Source organism: Sphingomonas hengshuiensis (assembly GCF_000935025.1).
Lineage (GTDB): Bacteria > Pseudomonadota > Alphaproteobacteria > Sphingomonadales > Sphingomonadaceae > Sphingomonas > Sphingomonas hengshuiensis.
In genome coordinates, this window is record NZ_CP010836.1 from 3801977 (window position 1) to 3824694 (window position 22718).

The following is a 22718-nucleotide window of genomic DNA, read 5'->3' on the forward strand; positions in this document are numbered from 1 at the left end:
GAGGATCAGGGCATGAACAATCCGGAAGACGTACCGATCGACGCCACCGAAATGATCGAGTGGATCAAGGAATATCGCCAGGTCAAGAATATGAGCTGGGCCGGACTGGCGCGGGTCAGCGGCATTCCGGCGGGCACGCTCAATCCTGTCGGGCTGGGTGTCTACAAGGGCAATATCGATAATATCGCCCGCAAAATCTACATGTTCCGCCAGAAAGTCGAGAGCCAGCAGGCGCGGGTTCGCACGTTGCTCAACAAGCCGACGTTCCTGGAGACCAAGACGGCACGGCGCATCCTGAGCATTTTGGAGCAGGCGCAGGACGGTGGGCTGGTGCTGATCGCGACCGGCCCCGGCACCGGCAAGACGATGACCGCCGAGCATTATCGCAAGGGCATGTCGAACGTCTGGCTGGCGACGATGGACGAAACGACGCGCACCCCGACCGCGATGATCGCCGAGGTGCTGCGCGCCATGCGGATTTCGCCGGTCAACGGGCGGACGGACGCGCGATCGGTGCAGATCAAGGAGCATATGCAGGATCGCCAGGGGCTGTTGCTGGTCGACGAGGCCAATCACCTCGACCTGCCCGCGATCGAAGTGCTGCGGAACTGGCACGATATTTCGGGGGGCGGGATCGCGCTGCTCGGCAACGAGGAGCTGTACCGCCGCATCTATGGCCATGGCACCACCGGCCACCAGTACGCCCGGCTGCGCAGCCGCATCGCGATGGATCATCACCAGGACATGCCGCGCCCCGAGGATGTCAGTGTCTATCTCGACAATGCCGGGATCGAGAGCGACGACGTGCGCCAGCTGTTGTCGCGGCGCGCGCTGGCGCGCGATTCGGGCGGGCTGCGCGAAATCCAGAAGGTGATCGAGCTGGCGCACAAGCTGGCGATCGGCGAGGACACCGTCGTCGCCGACCAGCATTTCCGCGACGCGCTCCAGGTGCGTTCGACCAGCTATGTGCGGGGGGCAGCGGCATGAGCGGGCTACAGCAGGCACGGAGCCCGCGCATCGTCGCCATCATATTGGACGGTGCACCGGATGCCGCCGCTCGGGCGCGTCTGCGCCGGCTCGTTGCGGATTCGGGATGCCTAGCGGTGCCCGCGATTCCCGAGGTCGAGGAGGTAATCGCGCGCGTCGCCTTCGAAATGGGGGTGCCGCACTCCGAGATCGTGGGTGCCGCACGCGGCCCGAGGCTGGCGCGGGCGCGGCGGGCGGTAGCCTGGGTCGCGAAGCGCCTGGGGCGGTCGCCCAGCGAAATCGGGCGCCGGACGGGCAATCGCGACCATTCGACCGTGCTTAGCCAGATCAGGCGCGCCGAGAACATGCGGCCGATCGACCCCGCCTTCCGAGCGCTCACCGACCGGCTTGTCGCCGAATTCGAATGGATCGCAGCATGAGCGCGGAACGTATCTGGGGGCGCGGGCGCGTCGCGGGTGTCGTCGACATGCCGGGGCGCAAGCGCGTGGCGGCTGTGGCCGCGCTGCCTTCCTCGCCCCTTCGCAACAAGCTGATCGGCAAGGTCAAGATCGCGCAGAAGGACCTGAAGCTGTCCGACGAGGATTATCGCGCGGTGCTGGTGGAAGTCACCGGCAAGCGCAGCGCGCGGGAGTGCAGCGAGGGCCAGCTGGTCGCGGTGATCGAGCGGTTCAAGGCGCGCGGGTGGGTGCAGGCGGCGCCCAAGGGCCGCGCAGGCAAGACCCGGCCCGCCGACCATGCCGTCGCCGCCAAGGCGCGGGCGTTGTGGATTTCGCTCTATCACCTCGGCGCGATCGACGATCCGAGCGAGGCGGCGCTGGAGAAAATGGCGCGCAAGATGCTCAAATGCGAGCGGATGCAATGGGCCGACCAGTCGCAGGGATACAAGCTGATCGAGGCGCTGAAGGCGATGGGCGCCCGTGAAGGGTGGCACATGGACCTGTCCGGAGTGCCGACAGAGGACCAGACCAAGGCCCTCAAGAGGTGGCTGATCCGCGCGATCCGGATGAAGCTGGAGAAGCTGGGCGTTGGCGTGGCGACGACTGCCCTGGCCTGCAACGTTGAGGCGACCCCGGCAGAACTGGACGAGGCAGCGAGCGAGTTGGGCAAGCTCCTGCGGGCCGCACGGGCATGATGGCCGCGCTCAACCTCGACCGGCGCGGCTATCGCCCGCTGTACCGCACCGGCACGCTGTGCCCCGGTTGCGGCAAGGGGCATTGGATCGTCGGGCGGCAATCGGCGGAGTGCGTGCGTTGCGCCACCGCGTTGCCGCTGGCGCCGGTCGAGATCGAACCCGCCGTGCCGCCGCACCGCCCGGCCTGGGCCGATCGTCCGTGAACATGCGGCGCCGCAAGCTGGAGGCGTGGGGCGAGCTGGAGGAACAGCTCGCCGCCGACATCGGCTGGGCGGCGACCGAGAAGCTTATCGAAATGCTGGGCGGCACCCGCATTTTCGTGCCGCGCGCGATCGGGGTGCATCATCCCATCGCCGTGGCGATCGGCGCCAAGGCGGCGTCGCTGCTCGCCGCGAAACATGCCGGTGCGACGTTCGACTTGCCAAAAGCGCATTATCGGCGTGAAAGGGCGTTGCAGACGGCGCTAAACCGCCCCGAAGGCATGACGATCGCCGATGTCGCAATCGCGTTCGACTATACCGAGCGGTGGATCTACAAGATGCTGGAGCAGCACGCGGCGCAACAGGAAGCCGAGGACCTTCAAGGCAGGCTGTTCGGATAGCGTCGCCGATCGCGGTAGCCCTGAATTAGTTCAGGTAAGGGAGCGACCCTGCTCCAGCCCATAGACTTCCCATGGGCAACTCCACCGACACCATCACCGTGCAGGCGTTCGGCGCCCGCTATCTGGCCGCGTACCGCAAGGTGGCGCCGATCGAGGGCGGGCATTCGAACGATCCCGACGATCGCGGCGGCGAGACAAATCTCGGCGTGTCGCTTCGGTTCCTTCGCGCCGAGGGGCTGATCGACCTCGACGGCGACGGGATCGCCGATTTCGACCTCGACATGGACGGCGACCTGGACGGCGCCGACATTCGCCTGCTCAAGCCGATCGACGCGAAAATGCTGTTCCAGCGGTGCTTCTGGAACCGCCTGGGGTGCGACGCCTATCCGCTCGGGCTGGGCGAGGCGATGTTCGACCAGGCCGTCAATGGCGGGCTCGGCGCCGCGAAGAAGCTGTTGCAGCGGGCGATCAACAAATGCACCGCGCGGGTGGCGCATGTCGCGGGATGCCCGGCGCCGCTGAAGGATGACGGCGCGATCGGGACCGCGACGCGCGCGGCGCTCGACTGGGCGCTCAAGCTGCCGTCGATCGGCGTTCCCGCGCTCCTCGCCGCCTATCGCCTCGCCGCCGACGAACGCTATCGTGCGATCGCCGCCGCCGATCCTTCGCAGCGCAAATGGCTCAACGGCTGGCAGAAGCGCGCCGCCACGCTGGGTGTGCTGTGAGCATCTGGCCGCGCATCGTCGCGGGCATCGCCGGCACGGCGCTGATCTGGGCGGCGGCCGATCGGTTTCGCCAGGCGGCGCTGGTCAAGGCGCTGCGGCACGATGCCGCCGCCTGTGTCATGGCTTCGAAGACGCCGGGTTCGGTGCTCGATTCCTGCGCGCCCGACATCGTGCTGCGCGTGCGCCAGGCATGGGCCGCGCAGCAATGCGAGGCGGCGATCAAGGCATCCGACCTCTATGCGATTCGGGCCGTGTGCGGCGAGCAGGTCAAGCGCGGCCAGGCCGCGCTGGACGCCGCGCAGGCCAACCTCGCCGACGCCCGCGAGCAGATCGCCCGCATCCGCCAGGACAGCGACGCCGCCCTTGCCCGCGCCGAGCTGCGCGCGACCGACCAGGCCGACAGGAAAGCCCATGATGACCGCACGATCGATGCCGCCCCGCGCCTGGATGACGGTCGCGTGCTTTGCGATGCTGGGTGCCTGCGGGCGCTCGGTGGCGAGCCCGCCGCCGCGCAGCCCTGATCCCATCATGGTGACGCACACCGACATCCGGCGGGAATGCCCCGCCGAGGTGACCGCGCCACTGCCCCCGCGCATCGTGGCAGGGGCGGACGTGCAGATCGCGGCGCTGCCCGCGACGCTGGGCTATCTGGCGGCGCGGTTCCGGCGTGAGGCGTTGCTGGAAGCGCGGCTGATCGATGCCGCCGGGCAGTGCCCGAAATGAACGTGTTCCCCCCGGCACCCGCCACGACCGAGCAGGTCGGGCTTGCCACGCTGGAGGTGCGCGTCAACGCGCTGGAGGCGGCGCTGGCGGAGGTCGCCGCCGAGAAGCAGGCCGCGATCGACGCGCTGGCAGTGGCGCGCGCGACGGGCGACGCGACATCGCTGGACCGCGTCGACGGGGAGACCGAGGGGCGTGTCGCGAGCATCCAGCAGCTTGCCGATGTCGTCGGCGACGTGGTGCAGGGCCAGCAGGCGGTGCTGGACGCCGCGGTGAACACAACCGCGGCGACCGAGGCGGCCCGCCAGCAGGCGATCACGACTACCGCGGCCGCGCAGGATGTCGTCGATGCGGGGGCGTACATCGTCGCCGCTGCTGCGGAAGTGGAGGACAAGGCAGGCGAGGTGGAAGTAACGGCGGCGGCTGTGGCCGGCGTGGTCCATAAGACCAACGTCACGGCAACGTCTGAAGACCCACTTGTCTTGTTCAAGACAGCGCTCGGATTCGTGTTCGCGGAACTATATGCGAGAGGGCTTCGGGCCGGCGGCGTATCTCTCAATGCCCCCGGCCAGTCGGACGCGATGCTGTCGATACGCAATGCGCTGGGCTTCGTCGGGTTCGAAGTAGCAGCAGACGGCGCGCTGGCGCTTCCCGGCGGTACGTGGCGGGGAACGACCAATGGGGGATTTGATCTTTCCACCTTGGGCAGATCGATCTTGTCGTATGAAGGCGGCGCATTGGGGCTGGTCGGAGCGCCGGTGAAGGCCATTGACGACGCTCTTTTCCGCGTCGTGAACCCGCTCGGCTTCGTGGCGCTGCAAATCGGTCTGGATGGCAATGTGGCCATCAATGCGGCAGCCAATGAGCCCGTCTATACAGCCCCGTCCGTCACACCGGTCATCGGGACGCAATTGTACCTGGTGAGCGATCGCCCCACACCGCTCTACGTCGAGAACATTCTGACGACCCGCACTGATGTCGAGACCGCCAAGGTCACGATCGCATCGTCCAAAGGGGCACCCGCGCAGCCCTTTGCGGCCTCGGCCCGGGATGGAGCAATCATGCTTGATCCCGCCCGGCTCGGCACGAGTGCCACGTTGTCGGTCCGCAAGTTGGGCGACCGTAACCCACGTCTGACAAAGACTCTCACCGTTTCGGTCAAGGCTGTGCCGGTGTCCGGATCGCCAGCGCCAAAAATACTCTTGATCGGCGATAGCATTACCAACCGCCAGACCGGCTACAACATCAATGCGCTACTGACGGCATGGGGTTTTGCGCCCCAGTGGATCGGCACGATAGTTGGGTCGAACTCCAACAGTTCCAGCGCTACTGGCGGCCCCCTGGGCGAGGGGCGCGAGGGCTGGGCGTTTTCCGACTATTTGGGCACGTCATTGGACAACGATGTGCCCCTGGGTGTGCTGGCGGTCGGTCAGGAGGCCACCTATCAGGCCGCCAACAAGACGGACAAACGAGGCTATCAGCCGTTCCTCAACCCGAACACCTCCGCTGGTGCTCAGACGCCGATCGTAACGATTTCGGGCGTCAATTACCGATTTGATCTTCGCTTCTACCTGGATCGCTTCAGCCTGACAGACCCGGATCTGGTGGTCGTCAACATCGCCATGAACGACAAGACCGAGTTGGGAGCGGCGGCGAGTCTCGCGCAGGTGAAGTCGGGATATGGCTATTTGCTCGACGAAATTCGCCGCGTGCTGCCTGCGGCGAGTATTATTCTGTGGGCGACCAACCATCCCGCGTCGTCGGCGGGCGATACCGAGTGGCTCGAATGGCAGCCGATCCTGTCGGCCATTGTCGATATCGTGACCACACGTCGCGCGGCGGGTGATGCTAACCTACACCTTTGTTCGACCTGGGCGCATCAGAGCGGTGAGGCTGGCTGGTCTTTGACATCTGGCACTACGGGCGCGGACGGCGTCACCACCACCACAATCTCCGACATCACCCATCCTGGCGCAGCTGCGCGCGAACAGCATGCAGAAGCGCTCGCCACCGCAATCGCCTGTATCGCCTGATAGGAGACCTACAAATGCCAACACCTGGACTCGAAATCACAACCGGCGCCGCGGTGATTCTGCCCAATGCGGCAAAGCTCGTCATGCCCGGCACGCTCGGGTCGGACCTGGAATTTCTGCATCTCCTAACCGATGGCGTCGATACCGCGCTGCGGAACTGGGCGGAGGGAAAACCCAGCGCAATCTCGATCGGCTCCCCCACTGCCGCCAGCGGGTACCTGTCGTTGCGGTCGGGCACGAGTTATCTGCAAACGGGCGTGATCGACGTGGCGGGGGACGTCACGATGCTCGTTGTGGGCCGCGACACCGGAGACAAGAGTGCCGACAGCGCTCGATTCTGTTATGTCGGGTCGTCCAACACCCTTGGCATCTTCACATCGTCGAGCAGCCAAACGCGCCTGACCACGCGCGCGACGCAGGACGGGGGCGCGACGGGGACATCTACCGCGTCTTATGTAGCGAACCCCAATGGATGGGCTTGCCTGATCGGCGCGGTGTTCCAGACGGGGGTTTCCTCTAGCACTGCCGACGATCCTACGTTGTACGACATGGGGGCAGGCACATCGGGTACCGCTAACTACAATACACCCTTCGTCCGAGTCCCCACTGGGGCCGCCTTTACGATCGGCCACTGGGGCACGAACCAGAACGGCCCTGGGGATATAGCGCTGGCCGCCGCCTGGTCGCGGGTGTTGTCGGTGTCCGAGCGGACGCAGGCTTACGCTTGGGCAAAAGCTCTGGTGGCTACCAAGGGGCTGAGCATTTGATGACTACGCGGTCGGCGCCGATAGCGGCGGAAGGGATGCGGTGATGTCACCCGCGGACGCCCTGACCCGCGCCGAAATCGTGATGCCCGCCGCGATGCTGATCAGCAGCGCGGGCACGCGGCTGGTCGTGCCCGGCCCGGAATGGCTGGTGGTCGCGGGCGTGGCGTTGCCGATCTTTTCGTCGGGCGCGGGCGTGCTGGGCGTGGTGCTGGGCATGTGGCTGGCGCCCGCGCGGGCGATCCCGCTGGGGTGGCGGCGCCAGGGAGCGCTGGTCGTGACGCTGCTCGCGATCATCCTGTGCAGCGTGATCGCCACCGGACAGCAGCCACTGGTCGCGCTGGGCTGGGGCATCGGCCTTGGCTTTTCGGGTCTCACCGTCGCCGAGCTGCTGGGCGAGCAGGCGCGATCGGCGCTCAAGACAATCGGCGATGCATTCATCGCGCACGTGGCCGGAAGGGTCGGCGGCGGGAAAGGCAAGGATTCGGACAATGGCTGACTGGTTTTCAATCCTGGGCACACTCGTTGCGGTCGTGGCGGTGTTCGTGACCGTGCATCGCCACGGGCGCGGCAATCCGATGGGCACCGGCCAGCTGTCGCGCCAGATCGGCAAGCTGTTCGCCGAGGTGCAGCGGCTCAAGACCTCGCAGGGCAATGCTGCGACCAAGGCCGAGCTGGGCGTGCTGGCCGGCGAGGTCCGCGCCCTGGAGGCGCGCGCCGCGACCAGCATGGAAGTGATCGCGCTGGAGGGCAAGGTCAACACGCTGCGCGCCACCCTGGAGGGACAGCTCAACACCGTTTCGGCGCAGGTTTCCGACCTCAAGGAGTCCTCGGAGGTCACGCGAAAGGGCGTGGAGGTCATCCAGAATATCCTGATGAAGGGAGCACTCGACCGATGAACTATGCCGAGGAGGTCGCCGCGCGGCGCCGGCTGTTGCTGTTGCAGCTTCTGATCGAGGATGGCGGCCAGGGCAATGACGGGACGCTGCTGACCGCGTTGCGCACGATGGGCGAGCGCCAGGCGCTCGACCAGGCCGCGTGCCGCCAGCTGTTGCGCGACCTCGCCGATCGCGATTGCGTCGTCGTCGGGATGGTGCGCGACACGGTGATGGTGGCGCGGATCACCGAGCGCGGGCGCATGGCCGTGGCGGGCGACGTGTCGATCGGCGGGATCGCCAGTCCGTTCGCGGGGCTGTGATGGCGCGGCACCAGCCCTCCGCGATCGATCGGCTAGGCCCGCAGATCGTCGAGTGGGTCGGGCGTCGCCGCTCTGCAGGACGCACGATCGACGAAATCCTGACCGAACTGAATGCGCTGCCCGAGTTGGTCGAGCAGCAACTGGAAATCTCGCGATCGTCGCTGGGCCGGCACGTCAAGGGCCTGGCCGAGATCGGCGAGCGGATGCGCCGCAGCCGCGAGATCACCGAGTCGCTGGCGCGCATGGGCAACCGTGCCGACAACAAGATGCTGCGCGGGACGATCGAAGTGCTCAACACGATCGTGCTGGAGACGGCGCTGGCGCTGGAGGAAGACGAGGACGGCCAGGTGCGCCCGGTCGCGCTCAACCCGGCGCAGGTCAAGGCGCTGTCGGAGGCGACGCGCGCTTTGGCATCGGCGGAAAAGACCGATGCCGATCGCGAGGCGCGCATCCGCGCCGAAGCCAAGGCGGAGGCCACCGCCGAGGCCCGCAAGAAACTGGAGGCCGCCGGCCGATCGGGCGAGCTGGACCCCGAGGCACTGGCGCGCGCCAAGCGCATCATGGGGTATTGATGGCAGACATCGTCGTCGGCGACGAACTTGCGCGCCTCATCCATTTTACGCCGTATCAGCGCGCCTGGCTGGCCGATAAGAGCCGGTTCAAGGCGGGCATGTTCGCGCGCCAGACGGGGAAGACGTTCGGCACCTGCGCCGAGCTGGTCGAGGATTGCATCGAAGCCGAGATCGCCCGCAAGCGGACGCGCTGGGTCATCCTGTCGCGCGGCGAGCGCCAAGCCAAGGAGGCGATGGACGAAAACGTCAAGCCGATGACGCGCGCCTTTTGGGAATTGTATCGCGGGCTGATGGCGGGGCCGGCGCCCGAGGTGGAGGAGGGCGAGTGGAAGGTCACGCGCGATGACGGCACCGACGCGACGTACAAGCAATTCGAAGTGGTCTATCCGGGCGGTTCGCGGATCACGGCACTGCCCGCCAACCCCGACACGGCGCGCGGTTTTTCCTCCAATGTGCTGTTCGACGAGTTCGCGTTCCACGCCAACAGCAAGGCGATCTGGGGCGCCGCCTATCCGATCATCTCGAAGGGGTGGAAGGTCCGCGTTGTCTCTACGCCCAACGGCAAGAGCAACAAATTCTACGACATCATGACCGAGGACCCGACGATCTGGTCCCGGCATATCGTCGACATCCATCAGGCGGTGGCGCAGGGCCTGGACCGCAACATCGACGAGCTGCGCGCGGGCCTGAGCGATCCGGACCTGTGGGCGCAGGAATATGAGCTGCAATGGCGCGACGAGCTGTCGGCCTGGCTGGACTATTTCCTGATCTCGCAGTGCGAGACCCCCGGCTATGGCCGCATCCGCGAAATGGAGTTCACCGAGGGCAAGCTGACGCATTGCGTCGAGCGCGGCACCGCGCTGCCCCCGGCGCGCGGGCGGATATTCGCGGGCATGGACATCGCGGCCAAGAAGGACCTCACCTGTATCTGGACTGCCGAGGAAATCGGCGACGTGCTGTACCCGCGCGAGATCGTGACGATGCGGCGCGCGCCCTTCGCCGCGCAATATGCCGAGATCGAGCGCATGGACGCGCGCGACAATTGGGCGCGGTTCGCGGGTGACGAGACCGGCATGGGCATCCCCGTGCTGGAGCGTATCCGCGAGATACTGGGCGCCAGTCGCGTCGATGGAATCACGTTCAGCATGTCGTCCAAGCTGGGCATGGCGACGCTGCTGAAGGACCGGATGCAGGATCGCCTGTTCCGCCTGGTCGAGGGTGATAAGGCGACCCGCGAGGATCTGCATTCGATCACGCGCGTCGTGACCGAGACCGGCGCGATCCGCTTGCTCAACGATGGCGAGAGCGACGGCCATGGCGATCGGTTCTGGGCAGCGGCACTGTGCTGTGTCGCCGCTTCCGGCCAGACCCAGCAGATCGGCTATCTCGGCATTCCCAAGGCGGGCTTTGGCGACGATCCCCGCGCCGATCGCGACCTTCACGACGCATTCGCCCAGCGCCACGGCCAGCGCGCCACCCCGGCCGGCCGGTTCGGGAGCGGCAGCTGGTGAGAAAGGACCTCCTAAATGACCGATAACCGATCGCTGACGGCCTATCAGGCGCCGCCGCCGCCCACGCTGATCGACAGCCGGGGCCGTCCGCTGCGCAGCGCGACCGACGTGCTGACGCGCGAGATCGGCGGGCCGACGATGGCGGGGGTGCGATCGGTGCTGTCGGGGCATCCGGCGCAGGGGCTTGACCCGTTGCGGCTGACGCAAATCCTGCGCGCGGCGGAGACGGGCGATGCGACCGCCTATCTGGAGCTGGCCGAGGAGATGGAGGAAAAGGACCTCCATTATCTGTCGGTGCTCGGCACGCGGAAGCGCGCGGTGTCGCAGTTGCCGGTCGAAGTCGAGGCGGCGGGGGAAGGCCCGGAATATGAGGGCGACGCGCAGCTGGTGCGCGACTGGTTGAAGCGCCAGACGCTCCAGGCCGAGCTGTTCGACATCCTCGACGCGATCGGCAAGGGATATAGCGCGACCGAGATCGTGTGGAACATGACCGGCGACCTGTGGCTGCCTAGTGTGCTGACGCGCCAGGACCCGCGCTTTTTCGAATATGACCGCGACACCGGCAAGCAGTTGCTGCTCAAGGGCGGGATCGACGGCTATCACGGCCTGGCGCAGCCGCTGCCCCAGTATAAGTTCATTGTCCATGAGGCGGCGGCCAAGTCGGGTTTGCCGATCCGCGGCGGGCTGGCGCGCGCGGTGGCGTGGATTTACCTGTTCAAGAACTTCACGCTCAAGGACTGGATGACGTTCCTGGAGGTGTATGGCCTCCCCCTGCGCGTCGGCAAATATCAGAACGGCACCAGCGAGGAGGATATCCGCAAGCTGGCGCGCGCCGTCGCGCAGATCGGGTCGGATGCCGGGTGCGTGATCCCCGCGTCGATGCAGATCGACTTCATTACCAGCCAGGGCGGCGCCGCGAACCCGGAGATGTTCCAGGCGCTGTGCACCTATGGCGACGAGCTGATCAGCAAGGCGGTGCTGGGGCAGACGAGCAGCAGCGACGCCAAGGCCGGCGGGCTGGGGTCGGGCCAGGCCGATCTGCACGGCGATGTGCAGCACCTGATCGAATGTTCGGATGCGGTGCAGCTGTCGGCGACGGGCACGCGCGACCTGGTCATCCCGATGGTGATGTTCAACCGGGGCGTGCGCGACAAATATCCGCTGCTCAAGATCGGGCGCCCCGATCCGGTCGACGTCAAATCGGCGCTGGAGGCGATGGACAAGGGCGTCGCGCTGGGCGTGCCGATCCCGGTGTCGCATTATCGCAAGGTCACCGGCATTCCCGAGCCCAAGGCCGGCGAAGCGATCCTCGTTCGCGCCGCAGCCCCGCAGAGCGCGCAGGAGCCCGCGCAGGCCCCAAACGGCCCCGACGTGCCCCGCGAACCCGCAACCGGCCCCTTAGTGGCCCCTTTGGCGCCTGAATCGCGGTTGCAGGACCGGACGGGCGACGCCGTTCCCGCCGCCGTGTTGATCGACGCCAAGTACAACGCTTCGCAGCCCCGCGTGCCGCGCGGATCGAAGCGGGGCGGCGAATGGTCGGACGGGCGTGGCGGCGGGCCGGGCTTTGGGGGCGCCATGCCCCTCGGCGGCGGTGGAGGCGGCGGCGGTGCCGGTGGTGCCCCTGTCGGCGGTGGAGGCGGTGCGTCGCCCGAGACTGTCAAACCGGGGAAGCTGACCCGCGCGGAGGCCAACGCAGTCTCCGACTACTCGCTGATGGACTATAAGCTGATCAACGAGCAGGCCCGCGGCGAAGCCGACTATGGCGCGAAGACCAAGAAGAAGGTCGAGGTGATGGACCGAGCGGTAGCCAAAAGCCGCCTGTCCGAGGACGCCGTGCTCTATCGGGGCGTCAGCGGGCCGGGTGTCGAGGCGCTGAAGCGGGCGGGTATCTCCGAGGGTTCCGTTATCCGCGATCCGGGGTTCCTGAGCACGAGCCGGTCCAGGGACGTTGCGGTGATGGGCTTTGCCGAGGCCAAGGGGTCGATCCTCATCGCTATCACCGCGAAGAAGGGCTCCAAGGCACTAGATGCCGCGCCGCATTCCAACCTGCGGCACGAGCAGGAGGTGATTTTCCCGCGTTCGGCTAAGTTGCGGGTGACCAAATGGGACAAACGTACCCGCACCCTGCATGTGGAGGCCGAAGATGACTAAGAAGACCGACAAGTTCATCGCTGATCGGGCGGCGTCGATCCAGGTCAACAACGATGGCGCCAAGGGCGAACCCTTCGACCTCGGCGACGACGAAGGCGACGCCGTCCCCGCCGCCGCCGACCTGGCACCGCGCGAACCCGATGCGATCGACCGGCTGGTGGAGGATGCGCTGGGCGAGCTGGGCGGCGCGAGCGACGCGCTGTTCGCGCCGATCGCCGAGCTGATCGATGCCGCCAATTCGATGGAGGAAGTGCGCGAGCTGCTCGCCACGCGGGTCGGCGACCTGATCGCGGGCATGGACGCCGAGCAGATCGTCCAGTTGGGCGAGCGGGCTGGGTTCGCGGCGCGGATCGCCGGGTTGATCGAGGTGCCGGGGAAATGAGCGACGACAGCGAGATGATGTTCGAAGACGACGCGGCCTATGCGGTCGGCGAGAAGGTCATGGAGATGGCGGAGCGGCTGGCACCGATCGCGAAGATCACGCCGGGCGCCCGCGCGGCCTGGGCATTCGAAATGGATGGCCAGCGGTTTGAAGTCGAGCTGCGCCTGGCGTCGGGGAAGTAGGGATGGATGCCGCGACCCGCATGTTCGGCGTCGATCTGTTCGGCGATCCGGTGCTCCAGCGCGCGGCGGAATTCGTGCATGGCGATCGCGTCGTGCTGTCGCGGCGCTGGGGCGCAGGGCCGATCGGGCTGGCGATCGGGTGCAACCCTTCGGATGCCGATGGCGCCAAGGATGATCCGACGAGCTGGTGGCTGACCAAATGGTTCCACCATGCCGGGTTCGGCGGCTATGACCTGGCCAACCTCTATCCGTTCTGCACGTCGAGCCCGGTTGAGTGCCGGCGCCGTGCCGATTGGGCCGCAACCAATGATTGGCATGCGCGCGACCAGCTGCTGTTCGTCAACCTGCCACGCGTGATCGCGCTGGCAAAGGCGGCGCATCAGGTGTTCGTCTGCTGGGGAAACATCGCGTGGGATAGCGATTGGATCGACCACGTCGTCGAGGAGATGCAGACCGGCGTCGCGCCCTGGCCCAATCTGTGGTGCTGGGGCCTGACCGGGACCGGTGCGCCGAAACATCCGATGTCACGGGGTAAGCACCGAATCGCAATCGACCAGCAACCGATCCTCTGGCGCGCGGCCTAAATGCCCGGCCCCGAAGCCCTGCCCGCTGCGGGCGTTGCGCCCGAGGAGGCGATTGCGTTTTTCCGGGCCAAGGGGTTTCGGATCGGCTTTTCGTGGCTGGACGTGTTCCGCAGCGAGCACGCGCGCTGGTTCACCGTCGCCAAGGCGATGAGCCGCGACCTGCTGGAGGATATCCGCGCCGAGGTGGACAAGGCGATCGCCGACGGCACGACGCTGGCCGATTTCCGCAAGGCGTTGCAGCCCCGGCTGGAGGCGCGCGGATGGTGGGGCCGCAAGACGATGATCGACCCGGCCACCGGGCAATCGAAGAATGTGCAGCTCGGCAGCCCGCGCCGGCTGAAGACGATTTTCAACGCCAACGTCCGCACCGCCTATGCCGCCGGCAAATGGGAGCGGATCGAGCGGACCAAGAGCGCCTTTCCGTTCCTCGAATACACCTCGGTCATGGACGGGCGCGAGCGGCCCCAGCACCACGCATGGGACGGGACCATCCTGCCCGTCGACGATCCCTGGTGGGATACGCATACCGGCCCGTGCGATTGGGAATGCCGGTGCAGCGTCGTGCAGCGCACCCAGCGGATGCTCGATCGCCAGGGCAAGCGCGTGACCGAGCAGCCGATCCGCTTCCCGGAGATCGAATGGGTCAATGAGCGCACCGGCGAGACGGGCATGATCGAGCAGGGCATCGGCAAGGGATGGGATTACAACGTCGGCAAGGAATATCTGCGCGGGCTGTCGCCGCGTGCGTTGCCCGAGAGCTTTGACGGCGCCGAGGAAGTCCCCGCGGCCGCGCAGCTCACCGGATCGCAGCGCGCGCTTGCCGATCGCTTCCTGAAGGCGTTCGGGATCGATTCGGGCAAAGAGGCGGTGTGGACCGACCGCGACGGATGGCCGCTGGCGATCGGGCGGAGCTGGTTCATCGGCGCCGATGGGTCGGCGCGGTTTCCGGGCGGCGCGGCGGGCCTGGCGATCGACCGGATCGCGGCGGCGATCGTCGAGCCCGATTCGATTCGGTGGATATGGATCGCGGCGCGCGACGGCCGGGCGCTGCTGACGCGGCGCTATGCCCGCACGGCAAAGGGTATGACGACGATCGTCGATGTCGGCCGCGAGGGCTGGCGCTGGAAGACGACGCGCTGAGAGCCGGAACGATATGGACTTGGGCGCCGTTTCGTCGGATGAGGAGCCCGCGCCCCGGCGCCTGATCGTGCACTGAATTAGTTCAGGTAAGAGCGGCCCGCGCGGCTCGGCATAAGCCGGGCATGGGCATCGAAACCACCGACATTCTGCTGATCGCGGCATCCGCCGGCACCGCGCAGGTGCTCGAAGCGGTTGCGTGTGCCGATCAGACTCTGGTCGGTGCCGATGGCGCTCCCGCCACCCGCGTCAAGCTGTTGCCGATCGGGCGCATCGAAATGCGCGACGGGCGTGGGCCCTATACCATTCGCGACCAGGCGCACGCCGCCGCGATCGTGGCGGCGACCCAGCAATGGCTGGGCGGCGCCGATTTCAGCTTCGATTACGACCACCAGATGCTCCACGCGGTAAAGCCCGGCGTGGGCGGCACCGCACCGGCATCGGGATGGTGTGCGGCGTCGGCGCTCACCGCCGAGGCGGATGGCATCTATGCCAATGCGATCGATTGGACCCCCGCTGCCGACGCCAAGCTTCGCGCGCGCGAATATCGCTACCTGAGCCCGTTGTTCTTCGCGGACGCGAAGAACGGCAACGTGCTCCGACTCAAGAATGCCGCGCTGGTCAATATCGGCGCGATCGACCTCCCGGCCATCGCGGCCGGACACTCCGGAGAAGACGACACCATGGACCTGACCGCACTTGCGGCGTTGCTCGGCCTTGGGGCCGATGCGGGCGTCGAGCAGATCGCCGCGGCGATCGGCGAACTGAAGAAGACCTCCACCAGCTCGATCGCCGTTGCGGCCGGCCTGGCGGACACCGCCTCGGTCGAGGAAATCGCCGCGGCGATCACCACGCTGAAGACCAATGCCGTCGATCCGGCCAAGTTCGTGCCGATCGAGCAGGTGTCGGGCCTCACCCAGCAGCTTTCGGTGCTGACCGCCGACCGGGCGGAGCGCGAAGTCGCCGCCGCCTGCGCCGAGGGTAAGCTGGCGCCGGCCATGAAGGCCTGGGGCCTGTCGCTGTTCCAGAAGGACGAGCAGGCGTTCCGCGATTTCGTGTCGGCAGCGCCGGTGATCGTCGCCGCCGGCTCGGTCCTCGGCAATCGCAAGCCGACCGAGAAGGCCACGACCCTCACCGCCGACGAGATCGCGGCGTGTGAGATGACCGGCATGAGTCACGCCGACTTCCTGGCGGCGAAGAATGCCCAGATCGAGGAGGTCGCATAATGTTGGCCGCACCCAAGCGCACCCAGAAATTCGCGGGCGGTGGCCTGCTCAATGTCGGGGTGAAGGCATCCGCCGTCATCCTCCAGGGCGGGCTCGTCATGCTGTTGTCGGGCTATGCCACGCCGGCGCGTGCCGGCGCGGGCGGCACCGACCTGCTCAAGATCGCCGAGGTCGCGAACATGCGCGTCGTCGGCATGGCGCTGGCGAGCGTCACCGGAACCGCCGCCGATGGCGGCGCGACGATCGATGTCGAGGAAGGCACCTACCTCCTCAAGAACAGCGCCGGGGTCGATGCGATCACGGTGGCGGACATCAACCGCACTTGCTTCGTCGTCGACGACGAGACGGTGGCGAGCAACGCCGCGGGCGGCACCCGGCCGCGTGCCGGCGTGGTGCGCGAAGTTACCAGCGCGGGCGTGTGGGTGGAGATTTCCGCCGCCGCCTCGGCCGGCGCTCCGCGCAGCGTCTGGCTGCCCTTTGCGATCAACGAGACCGATACGCTGGCCGGTACGTCGGCCGAGCTGGTCGCGCCGGGCGCTGGTCGCATCGGGCGGCTGAGCGTCGTTGTCCAGAAGGCTGTCACCACCGGCGGCGATGTCACCGTCGCGGTCGGCACCACCGCCGTTGTCGGGCTGACCTGCACGATCGCCGATGCGGCGACCAAGGGCACCGTCGTCACCGACGCGCCGACCAATGGCGATGCGACGACGATCGTGGCGGCGGGCGACCGCATCCAGATCATCCCCGCCGCCGCCTTCAACACCGCGGGCGCCGTTTCCGGCCTCCTCGAAATCATCCTCAAGTAAGGAGCCAGGCACTTGGCACGCATTGTCACCCCGGCGCTTCTCGCCGCGCTCAATACCGGCTTCAAGGCTGACTTCACGCGCGGCGAGACGGGGGCACCGATCGTTGGCGCCGCGCTTTCGACCTCGGTCCCGTCGAGCACCGCGATCAATACATATGGTTTCCTGGGCAACCTGCCGATCTTTCGCAAGTGGGTCGGCGAGAAGCGCGTCAAGCAGCTCCAGTCCAAGGTGTATCAGCTCGTCAACGATGACTACACGGCGGACTTCGCGATCTCCCTCAAGGAGATCGAGGACGACATGATCGGCCTCTACCCGGCCATGTTCGAGGGCTGGGGCCGCGAAGCCGGCGCATGGATGGACCGGCTGCGGTTCGAGGCGCTGGCGGAGGGCCATTTGCGCGAGTGTTTCGACGGCCAGAATTTCTTCGACACCGACCATCCGACGTACAACGAAGATCCTGCGGCGCCCGCGACGTGGTCGAATAACGACACGACCGGCGAGGGCGAGGCATGGTTCCTGCTCGACCTGTCACAGCCGCTCAAGCCGCTGCTCGCGCAGGAGCGTAAGAAGCCCGTTTTCTGGTGGATCAACGACAAGTTCACTGACAGCCAGGTTGCCGAAACCGGCCTTACGCGCGCCTATGCCGAGGCACGCGGCGCGGTCGGCTACACGATGCCTTTCCTTGCCTATCGTTCGACCAAAACGTGCAACGCCACCAACATCATCGCCGCCCGCGATGCGATGAAGGCTTTCAAGGACGATAATGGCGAGCCCCGGGGCGTCCGCCCCACGGCGCTCGTCGCGGGCGTGAGCAACCAGCAGCGCGCCAAGGATTCGTTCAAGGCCAATCTGGCCGGCGGCGAAAGCAACACTCTGGCTGGCGAGATGATCATCATCGAAGCCGATCGGCTGCCCTGATGCGCGGGGTGCTGCGCATCAAGAGTGCCCGCGTGCCGTTTCGGCGCGCGGGGCTCACCTTCGGAGCGTCGGCCAGTCTGGTCGACATCCGCACGCTGGACGGTGCCCGGCTGCTGGCGCTGGCGCGCGAGCCGCTGTTGTCGATCGAGATCGGCGATGGCGAGGGCGGCTTCCGTCCGCTCCCGCATTTCGACGCGGGGATGACCGCCGAGCACGCGCAGATGATCATCGATTCGACGATCGAGGAGCTGGGGCCGATCGACGCCGGTGCCGAACCCGCCGCCACGACGGATGCCGGCGACGATGCGCTCCAGGCCCAGCTTCGCCAGCAGGCCGAGCTGATCGAGCGGCAGAATGACGATCTGGCGAAGCTGCGCGACCTCGCGAGCGAGGCCGGTCGGGTTCAGGCTGACCTGATCCGCACGATCGAGCAGCAGAACGCCGACATGGACGAAGCGCGTACCCGGCTCGCCGATGCCGAGCGCGAAGTGACCGCGCTGCGCGACAGCACGGTCGATGCCGAGGGCATCATCAAGACGCTCCGCGCCGAGATCGCGACGCTGAAGGCGCCCAAGCCTGCCAAGGCCGCGAAGGTCGCCAAGACCGAGACCGCGACCGACTGAGTCCCTCCCTGGGTACGGGCGCCCGTTGCGTCTTGCGCCCGGACTGTTCCCGGCGGGCCATTCATGCCCGGCCCGCCGGGGACCTTTTAGAAAGGATCGACCGACCGCCATGTACGCCACCGCCGACGATATCCGCGCACGCTATGGCGAGGACGTTCTCGTCCAGCTCGCCGGGGCGGATGCGTGGGGACCGGTGGCGATCGCGGCGGTCAACCTCAAGCTCGCCGACGCATCGGTGCTGGCGGACGGCTATATCGCCAAATATTACGCGCCCGCGCCGGGCGCCGTGCTGCCGCCGCTGCTCGTGCAGCTCGTGTGCAAGATCGCCTATTGCGAGATGCACCGGGTTCCGACCGAGGAAGCGAGCAGGCAGCGCGCCGAGGCGATGAAGGTGCTGGGCGATATTTCGCGCGGGCTGGTCAAGATCGACGAAGGCCGCGGGGACTTGCCCGCGCGCGATGGCGCCGTGCTGGTCGAGGACCCCGGCCGCACCTTCAGCCGCGACCGGCTGGGCGGCTTCTGATGGCGGGCGCATCCTTTTCCGTCCATGCCGAGGGCGTCGCCGCCGTCGAGGCGCGGCTGGCCCGGCTTGCCGCGAAGCTGGGCGACCTGTCCCCGCTGATGGACACGATCGGCGCGCTGGGCGAGACGCACACACAGGACAATTTCGAAGGGCAGCACACGCCGGACGGCGTGCCCTGGGCACCGTCGAACCGCGTGCGCAGGACGGCGGTGGGCGCCGCCGGGCCGCAGCGCATGACGGGCAAGACGCTCCAGGACTCGCGGCGGCTGTATCTGTCGATCACGCATCGATCGACCGCGCGCTCCGCCGAATGGGGCAGCAACGTCGCCTATGCCCGTCGCCACAATGACGGGTTCGACGGGACCGAGGCCGTTGCCTCGCACAAGCGCACGATGCGCCAGGCGTTCGGCGTCGCGCTGGCCGAGCCGATCGAAGTCGTGGTCGGCGCCTTCAGCCGCAAGGCCAACACGCCCGCGCGTACCTTCCTCGGGCTTTCGGCCGAGCTGATCGGCGACATCGAGGACGCGAGCGAACACTATTTGACGGAGGCCGGCGAATGATCGGCCTTTGCACCCGCCTTAACCCCGCGAGAGCAGGGGGAGGACAAGACGGTACGGCTCGCAAGGCCCCCGCAGCATCGTCATCGGGCGATGCTTGCTCCCCCATTTTCGCTCGCGGAGCCGGCGCATGATCGCGGCGATCGAGCTGGCGATGCTGGCGCGGCTCAAGGCCGTTGCCGATGCCGGGGCCTATGATTTCCCGCGCTGGCGGACGCTGTCGACCTATCCCGACAATTGGGATGCGTATCTCGAATCGGATGCGCAGATCGCATGCCCGGCCGCCTGGGTCGTGTTCGCCGGGTGGCAGGGGACCGAGGACGATGGCGACGATCAGGTCCGCGTGCTGCGCGGGTCGTTCGGGCTGATGGTCGCCGACGAGAATCTGCGCGCCGACGAAGCCTATCAGCGCCATGGCGGCCCCGATCCGGCAAAGGAGCCGGGCAGCTATCGCCTGATCCTGGGCGCGGTCGCCGCGCTGTCGGGGCAGACGCTGGGTCTCGACCTGTACACGCCGCTGGAGGCCGGGCCGCTGCGCGCGGTGCGGCCGACCGACGCGCTGCGCAAGCGCAAGCTGTCGATGTACGCCGTCGAGTTCACCTGTGACTTCCCGCTGATCGTCGTGGGCGATGGCGAGACCGATCCCGCCGCGCTGGAGGCGCTGCACGCCAATTGGGACATCCCGCTGTTCGGGCAGCCGCTGCCCGTCGATCGCGATCCCGTCGCGCCCGGCGTCCAGTTGCCCGACGATTACCGCGCCGACGCCACCGACCATCTTGAGCTGGAGCAAGAGTGACCATGTCCGACCGCCGTTTCATCAAGCCCGCACCGGGCCTTTCGGTGCACGATCCCGAGACCGGGCGGCCTCTGGTCCCGCAAGGGCGCGGCGTCGCGTGGAACAGCTGGTGGCAGCGGCGCTGGAACGACCGCGACGTGATCGCCACGACCGAGGCCGAGATCGCCGCCGCCGAAAAGGCCGCGGAGAAGGCGGCCGCCAAGGCCGCGACCAAGCCCGCCGAAGGGAGCACCGAACAGTGACCAGCATCGTTTTCGATTCGATCGCCAGCAACCAGCGCCGCCCCGGCGTCGCCGCGGAATTCTCCAACGTGCGGGCGGTTTCGGGGCTGCCGCCGGCGCCACAGAAGATCCTGCTGGTCGGGCAGAAGCTGGCGACCGGCAGTTCGGCGCTCGTGCCGCAGCGGATGACGTCCGCCGATCAGGCGGTTGCCCTGTTCGGTCGGGGGTCGATGCTGCACGGCATGGTCCGTGCCGCGCTGAAGGCGAGCGGATCGACCGAAGTGTGGGCGATCGGTGTGGAGGATAATTCGGGCGGCGTGTCCGGGGTCGTGTCCCTTACCTATACCGGCACCGCCACGGCAGCCGGGACGGTATCGATTCTGGTCGCCGGCGTGCGTATCCAGATGGCGGCGATCGTCGGCACCACGGCAACGCAGATGGCAACCGCGACCGCCGCGGCGATCAACGCGCTGCCCGACCTGCCGGTTGTCGCCACCAGTTCCGCGGGCGTGGTGACTGTGACCGCGCGGCACAAGGGCGCGGTAGCGGGGGATGCCTTGGGAATTATCCCCTCTTACTATGAGGGAGACGGCATCCCCGCCGGACTAAGCGTTGCAATTGCGACGGTTACTGCTCCGTCAGGCGATCCTGACCTTGATGACGTATGGGCGGTGCTCGGCGACGAGCAGTTCCAGTCGATTGCACTTTTCGCCAACGATTCGGCAAATCTGACCTCCGCCGATGTCGAGTTGGCATCGCGCTGGGGACCGGAGCGTCAGGTCGAAGGCCATGCGTTCACCACTATAAGGAGCACCTACTCCACGCTCGCGACTTTCGGCGCAACCCGAAACGGCCCCCACCTGACCGTCGTCGCCAGCGATGACCTGCAAGTGCCAAGCTGGGTGATCACGGCCACCGTCGCGGCTTTATATGCAGTCGAGATCGAAAAGGACCCGGCCCGACAGCTGACCAAGCTGGTGTTGCCGGGCATCCCGGCGCCGCGGCGTGGCTATCGCTTTACCAAGATGGAGCGCGAGCAACTGCTGCACAACGGAATCTCGACGCTGGACGTCAGCCCATCGGGCGAAGTCGTCATCGAGCGGCTGATCAGCACGTACCGGGTCAACGCATATGGCCTGCCCGACATCAGCTGGCTGGACGTCAACACCGCGGCGACGCTGGCCTATTACCGGTACAGCTGGCGCTACCGCATGCAGACCAAGTTTCCGCGCGCGAAGCTGACGGCGGACACGATCGCCGCGATCCGGGCGGAGACGATCAACCTGGCGCGCGAATGGGGCGAGGCCGGGCTGATGGAGGATGTCGACGGCTTTATCGCCGGCCTCGTCATCGAGCGCGACGCGACCAATCCGACCCAGCTCAACCTGCTGATGACGCCCGACGTCGTCAACGGCCTGTTGCAGCTGATGGCGCGGTTTGAATTCATCCTCTGAGCGACCCCTGAGCGGGCAATAAGGAGCGGTTTAGATGGCGAGTAAAAATCAGGTCGCGGGCAAGGCCAAGGTCCGCGTCAACGGCGGGGCGATCGAGACGATGGGCGATACCACGCTGGAGCTGGGCGGGGTGAAGCGCGAGCCGATGCCCGGCGATTACAATGCGGGGAACTTCAAGGAAGGCGCCCCGGCGCCGGCAAAGCTCACGATCAAGATCCCGGCCAAGTCGTCGTTCAGCCCGACCGCATGGGCGGCGATCGTCGGCGCGACGGTGCTCGTCGAGTTCGATACCGGCAAGGCCTTCACGTTCAAGGAAGCCTATTCGGAGGGCGCCCCCAACGCGACCACCAGCGACGGTTCCTATGAGGGCGTGCTGTACGGCCAGCCCGCCGAGGAGATCGCCTAGGACCTGCACGGGGCGGCGGCTGCCGTCCCTGCGGATGCCCGGCATCGACTTCACCCTGGATCGAGCCGCGGGCCGGCGCGGCGACCAGCATTTGAGGACCCATCATGGCCGCGACCGTCTATCCGCTCAAGCACCCCATCATCGTCACCATCGGCGAGCGTACCGAGGAAATCACCTCGCTGGCGCTGCGCCGCGCGACCGGCAACGACCTGTTGCTGATCGACAGTTTTCGCCACCAGCCGATGAAACTCGTGCTGGAGATGATCGCCGCGCTGAGTGGCCAGCCCTTCGTCATCATCCAGAAACTCGACGCGGGAGACGTCGGCCCTTTGGGCGAACTTGCCTTCGCGAATGTGGAGGATGGCCTGCCAATTGGCGGGACCTCCTAGGCGAGCTGGCCGCCGAGTTCGGGTGGCCGCCCGCCGTGCTGCTGTCGCTGTCCCTGGCGGAGCTTGAGATGTGGATTGACCAGCTCAACCGGCTCCGCACCGCAACCGAAGGCTGAAACC

Annotated in this window: 31 protein-coding genes; all 31 read left to right on the forward strand. The window is 67.1% G+C overall.

Features of this window, described 5'->3' with window-relative positions; translation table 11 throughout:
* The first annotated feature begins 12 nt into the window (after positions 1-12).
* Complete coding sequence (locus TS85_RS17140; RefSeq protein WP_044333845.1) at positions 13-987, forward strand: AAA family ATPase; 975 nt, start codon at positions 13-15, stop codon at positions 985-987.
* Positions 984-1406, forward strand: coding sequence for a helix-turn-helix domain-containing protein (locus tag TS85_RS17145; RefSeq protein ID WP_077228674.1), 423 nt, complete (start codon positions 984-986; stop codon positions 1404-1406). Before TS85_RS17140 ends, TS85_RS17145 begins: the two co-directional genes overlap by 4 nt.
* A complete protein-coding gene (locus TS85_RS17150; RefSeq protein ID WP_044333846.1) occupies positions 1403-2119 on the forward strand; it encodes a gp16 family protein in 717 nt (238 codons plus the stop codon). The genes TS85_RS17145 and TS85_RS17150 overlap by 4 nt, the downstream gene beginning before the upstream one ends.
* Positions 2116-2322 (forward strand): hypothetical protein, encoded by a 207-nt coding sequence (locus TS85_RS17155; RefSeq protein ID WP_044333847.1) that lies wholly within the window; start codon positions 2116-2118, stop codon positions 2320-2322. Before TS85_RS17150 ends, TS85_RS17155 begins: the two co-directional genes overlap by 4 nt.
* Before the next feature lie 2 nt (positions 2323-2324).
* Entirely contained in the window at positions 2325-2720 is a 396-nt protein-coding gene (locus TS85_RS17160; RefSeq protein ID WP_044333848.1) for a hypothetical protein, read from the forward strand.
* A gap of 71 nt (positions 2721-2791) precedes the next feature.
* A complete protein-coding gene (locus TS85_RS17165; protein ID WP_052507982.1) occupies positions 2792-3445 on the forward strand; it encodes a glycosyl hydrolase 108 family protein in 654 nt (217 codons plus the stop codon).
* Complete coding sequence (locus TS85_RS17170; protein ID WP_044333849.1) at positions 3442-3966, forward strand: hypothetical protein; 525 nt, start codon at positions 3442-3444, stop codon at positions 3964-3966. Before TS85_RS17165 ends, TS85_RS17170 begins: the two co-directional genes overlap by 4 nt.
* 7 nt (positions 3967-3973) lie before the next feature.
* Positions 3974-4168 carry a hypothetical protein gene (locus tag TS85_RS17175; RefSeq protein WP_155006463.1) on the forward strand — a complete coding sequence of 65 codons (195 nt, stop codon included), beginning with the start codon at positions 3974-3976 and terminating at the stop codon, positions 4166-4168.
* Positions 4165-6198: an SGNH/GDSL hydrolase family protein gene (locus TS85_RS17180; RefSeq protein ID WP_044333851.1), complete on the forward strand. Its 2034-nt coding sequence runs from the start codon at positions 4165-4167 to the stop codon at positions 6196-6198. Before TS85_RS17175 ends, TS85_RS17180 begins: the two co-directional genes overlap by 4 nt.
* Positions 6199-6212: 14 nt before the next feature.
* Positions 6213-6965: a hypothetical protein gene (locus TS85_RS17185; protein ID WP_044333852.1), complete on the forward strand. Its 753-nt coding sequence runs from the start codon at positions 6213-6215 to the stop codon at positions 6963-6965.
* A gap of 43 nt (positions 6966-7008) precedes the next feature.
* Positions 7009-7461 (forward strand): hypothetical protein, encoded by a 453-nt coding sequence (locus tag TS85_RS17190; RefSeq protein ID WP_044333853.1) that lies wholly within the window; start codon positions 7009-7011, stop codon positions 7459-7461.
* Positions 7454-7861, forward strand: a complete 408-nt coding sequence (locus tag TS85_RS17195; RefSeq protein ID WP_155006464.1) for a hypothetical protein — start codon at positions 7454-7456, stop codon at positions 7859-7861. Before TS85_RS17190 ends, TS85_RS17195 begins: the two co-directional genes overlap by 8 nt.
* Positions 7858-8160, forward strand: coding sequence for a hypothetical protein (locus TS85_RS17200; RefSeq protein ID WP_044333855.1), 303 nt, complete (start codon positions 7858-7860; stop codon positions 8158-8160). Before TS85_RS17195 ends, TS85_RS17200 begins: the two co-directional genes overlap by 4 nt.
* Positions 8160-8732: a phage protein Gp27 family protein gene (locus TS85_RS17205; protein WP_044333856.1), complete on the forward strand. Its 573-nt coding sequence runs from the start codon at positions 8160-8162 to the stop codon at positions 8730-8732. The genes TS85_RS17200 and TS85_RS17205 overlap by 1 nt, the downstream gene beginning before the upstream one ends.
* A complete protein-coding gene (locus tag TS85_RS17210; RefSeq protein ID WP_077228676.1) occupies positions 8732-10243 on the forward strand; it encodes a terminase large subunit domain-containing protein in 1512 nt (503 codons plus the stop codon). The genes TS85_RS17205 and TS85_RS17210 overlap by 1 nt, the downstream gene beginning before the upstream one ends.
* 15 nt (positions 10244-10258) lie before the next feature.
* Complete coding sequence (locus TS85_RS24240) at positions 10259-12394, forward strand: phage portal protein family protein (RefSeq protein WP_052507983.1); 2136 nt, start codon at positions 10259-10261, stop codon at positions 12392-12394.
* The gene (locus tag TS85_RS17220; protein ID WP_044333857.1) at positions 12387-12776 is read left to right on the forward strand and encodes a phage portal protein family protein; all 390 of its coding nucleotides are present in this window, start codon (positions 12387-12389) and stop codon (positions 12774-12776) included. The genes TS85_RS24240 and TS85_RS17220 overlap by 8 nt, the downstream gene beginning before the upstream one ends.
* Entirely contained in the window at positions 12773-12958 is a 186-nt protein-coding gene (locus TS85_RS17225) for a hypothetical protein (RefSeq protein ID WP_044333858.1), read from the forward strand. The genes TS85_RS17220 and TS85_RS17225 overlap by 4 nt, the downstream gene beginning before the upstream one ends.
* A gap of 2 nt (positions 12959-12960) precedes the next feature.
* A complete protein-coding gene (locus TS85_RS17230) occupies positions 12961-13542 on the forward strand; it encodes a DUF1643 domain-containing protein (RefSeq protein ID WP_044333859.1) in 582 nt (193 codons plus the stop codon).
* Positions 13543-14682 carry a phage minor head protein gene (locus TS85_RS17235; RefSeq protein WP_052507984.1) on the forward strand — a complete coding sequence of 380 codons (1140 nt, stop codon included), beginning with the start codon at positions 13543-13545 and terminating at the stop codon, positions 14680-14682.
* Positions 14683-14804: 122 nt separating this feature from the next.
* Entirely contained in the window at positions 14805-15905 is a 1101-nt protein-coding gene (locus tag TS85_RS17240) for a phage protease (RefSeq protein WP_044333860.1), read from the forward strand.
* Positions 15905-16711, forward strand: a complete 807-nt coding sequence (locus TS85_RS24245; RefSeq protein WP_052507985.1) for a hypothetical protein — start codon at positions 15905-15907, stop codon at positions 16709-16711. Before TS85_RS17240 ends, TS85_RS24245 begins: the two co-directional genes overlap by 1 nt.
* Positions 16712-16723: 12 nt before the next feature.
* Complete coding sequence (locus TS85_RS17250) at positions 16724-17629, forward strand: Mu-like prophage major head subunit gpT family protein (RefSeq protein ID WP_052507986.1); 906 nt, start codon at positions 16724-16726, stop codon at positions 17627-17629.
* Positions 17629-18252 (forward strand): hypothetical protein, encoded by a 624-nt coding sequence (locus TS85_RS17255; protein ID WP_044333861.1) that lies wholly within the window; start codon positions 17629-17631, stop codon positions 18250-18252. Before TS85_RS17250 ends, TS85_RS17255 begins: the two co-directional genes overlap by 1 nt.
* Before the next feature lie 109 nt (positions 18253-18361).
* Complete coding sequence (locus tag TS85_RS17260) at positions 18362-18775, forward strand: phage protein Gp36 family protein (protein WP_044333862.1); 414 nt, start codon at positions 18362-18364, stop codon at positions 18773-18775.
* Positions 18775-19335, forward strand: a complete 561-nt coding sequence (locus tag TS85_RS24250; protein ID WP_052507987.1) for a phage virion morphogenesis protein — start codon at positions 18775-18777, stop codon at positions 19333-19335. The genes TS85_RS17260 and TS85_RS24250 overlap by 1 nt, the downstream gene beginning before the upstream one ends.
* Positions 19336-19462: 127 nt before the next feature.
* Positions 19463-20128 (forward strand): phage protein Gp37, encoded by a 666-nt coding sequence (locus TS85_RS24255; RefSeq protein ID WP_052507988.1) that lies wholly within the window; start codon positions 19463-19465, stop codon positions 20126-20128.
* Positions 20129-20130: 2 nt separating this feature from the next.
* Positions 20131-20370: a DUF2635 domain-containing protein gene (locus tag TS85_RS17275; protein ID WP_044333863.1), complete on the forward strand. Its 240-nt coding sequence runs from the start codon at positions 20131-20133 to the stop codon at positions 20368-20370.
* Entirely contained in the window at positions 20367-21803 is a 1437-nt protein-coding gene (locus TS85_RS17280; protein WP_044333864.1) for a phage tail sheath subtilisin-like domain-containing protein, read from the forward strand. Before TS85_RS17275 ends, TS85_RS17280 begins: the two co-directional genes overlap by 4 nt.
* Positions 21804-21837: 34 nt before the next feature.
* Positions 21838-22209, forward strand: a complete 372-nt coding sequence (locus tag TS85_RS17285; protein WP_044333865.1) for a phage tail tube protein — start codon at positions 21838-21840, stop codon at positions 22207-22209.
* 104 nt (positions 22210-22313) lie between these two features.
* Complete coding sequence (locus tag TS85_RS17290) at positions 22314-22598, forward strand: phage tail assembly protein (RefSeq protein WP_044333866.1); 285 nt, start codon at positions 22314-22316, stop codon at positions 22596-22598.
* Positions 22599-22718: the final 120 nt, after the last annotated feature.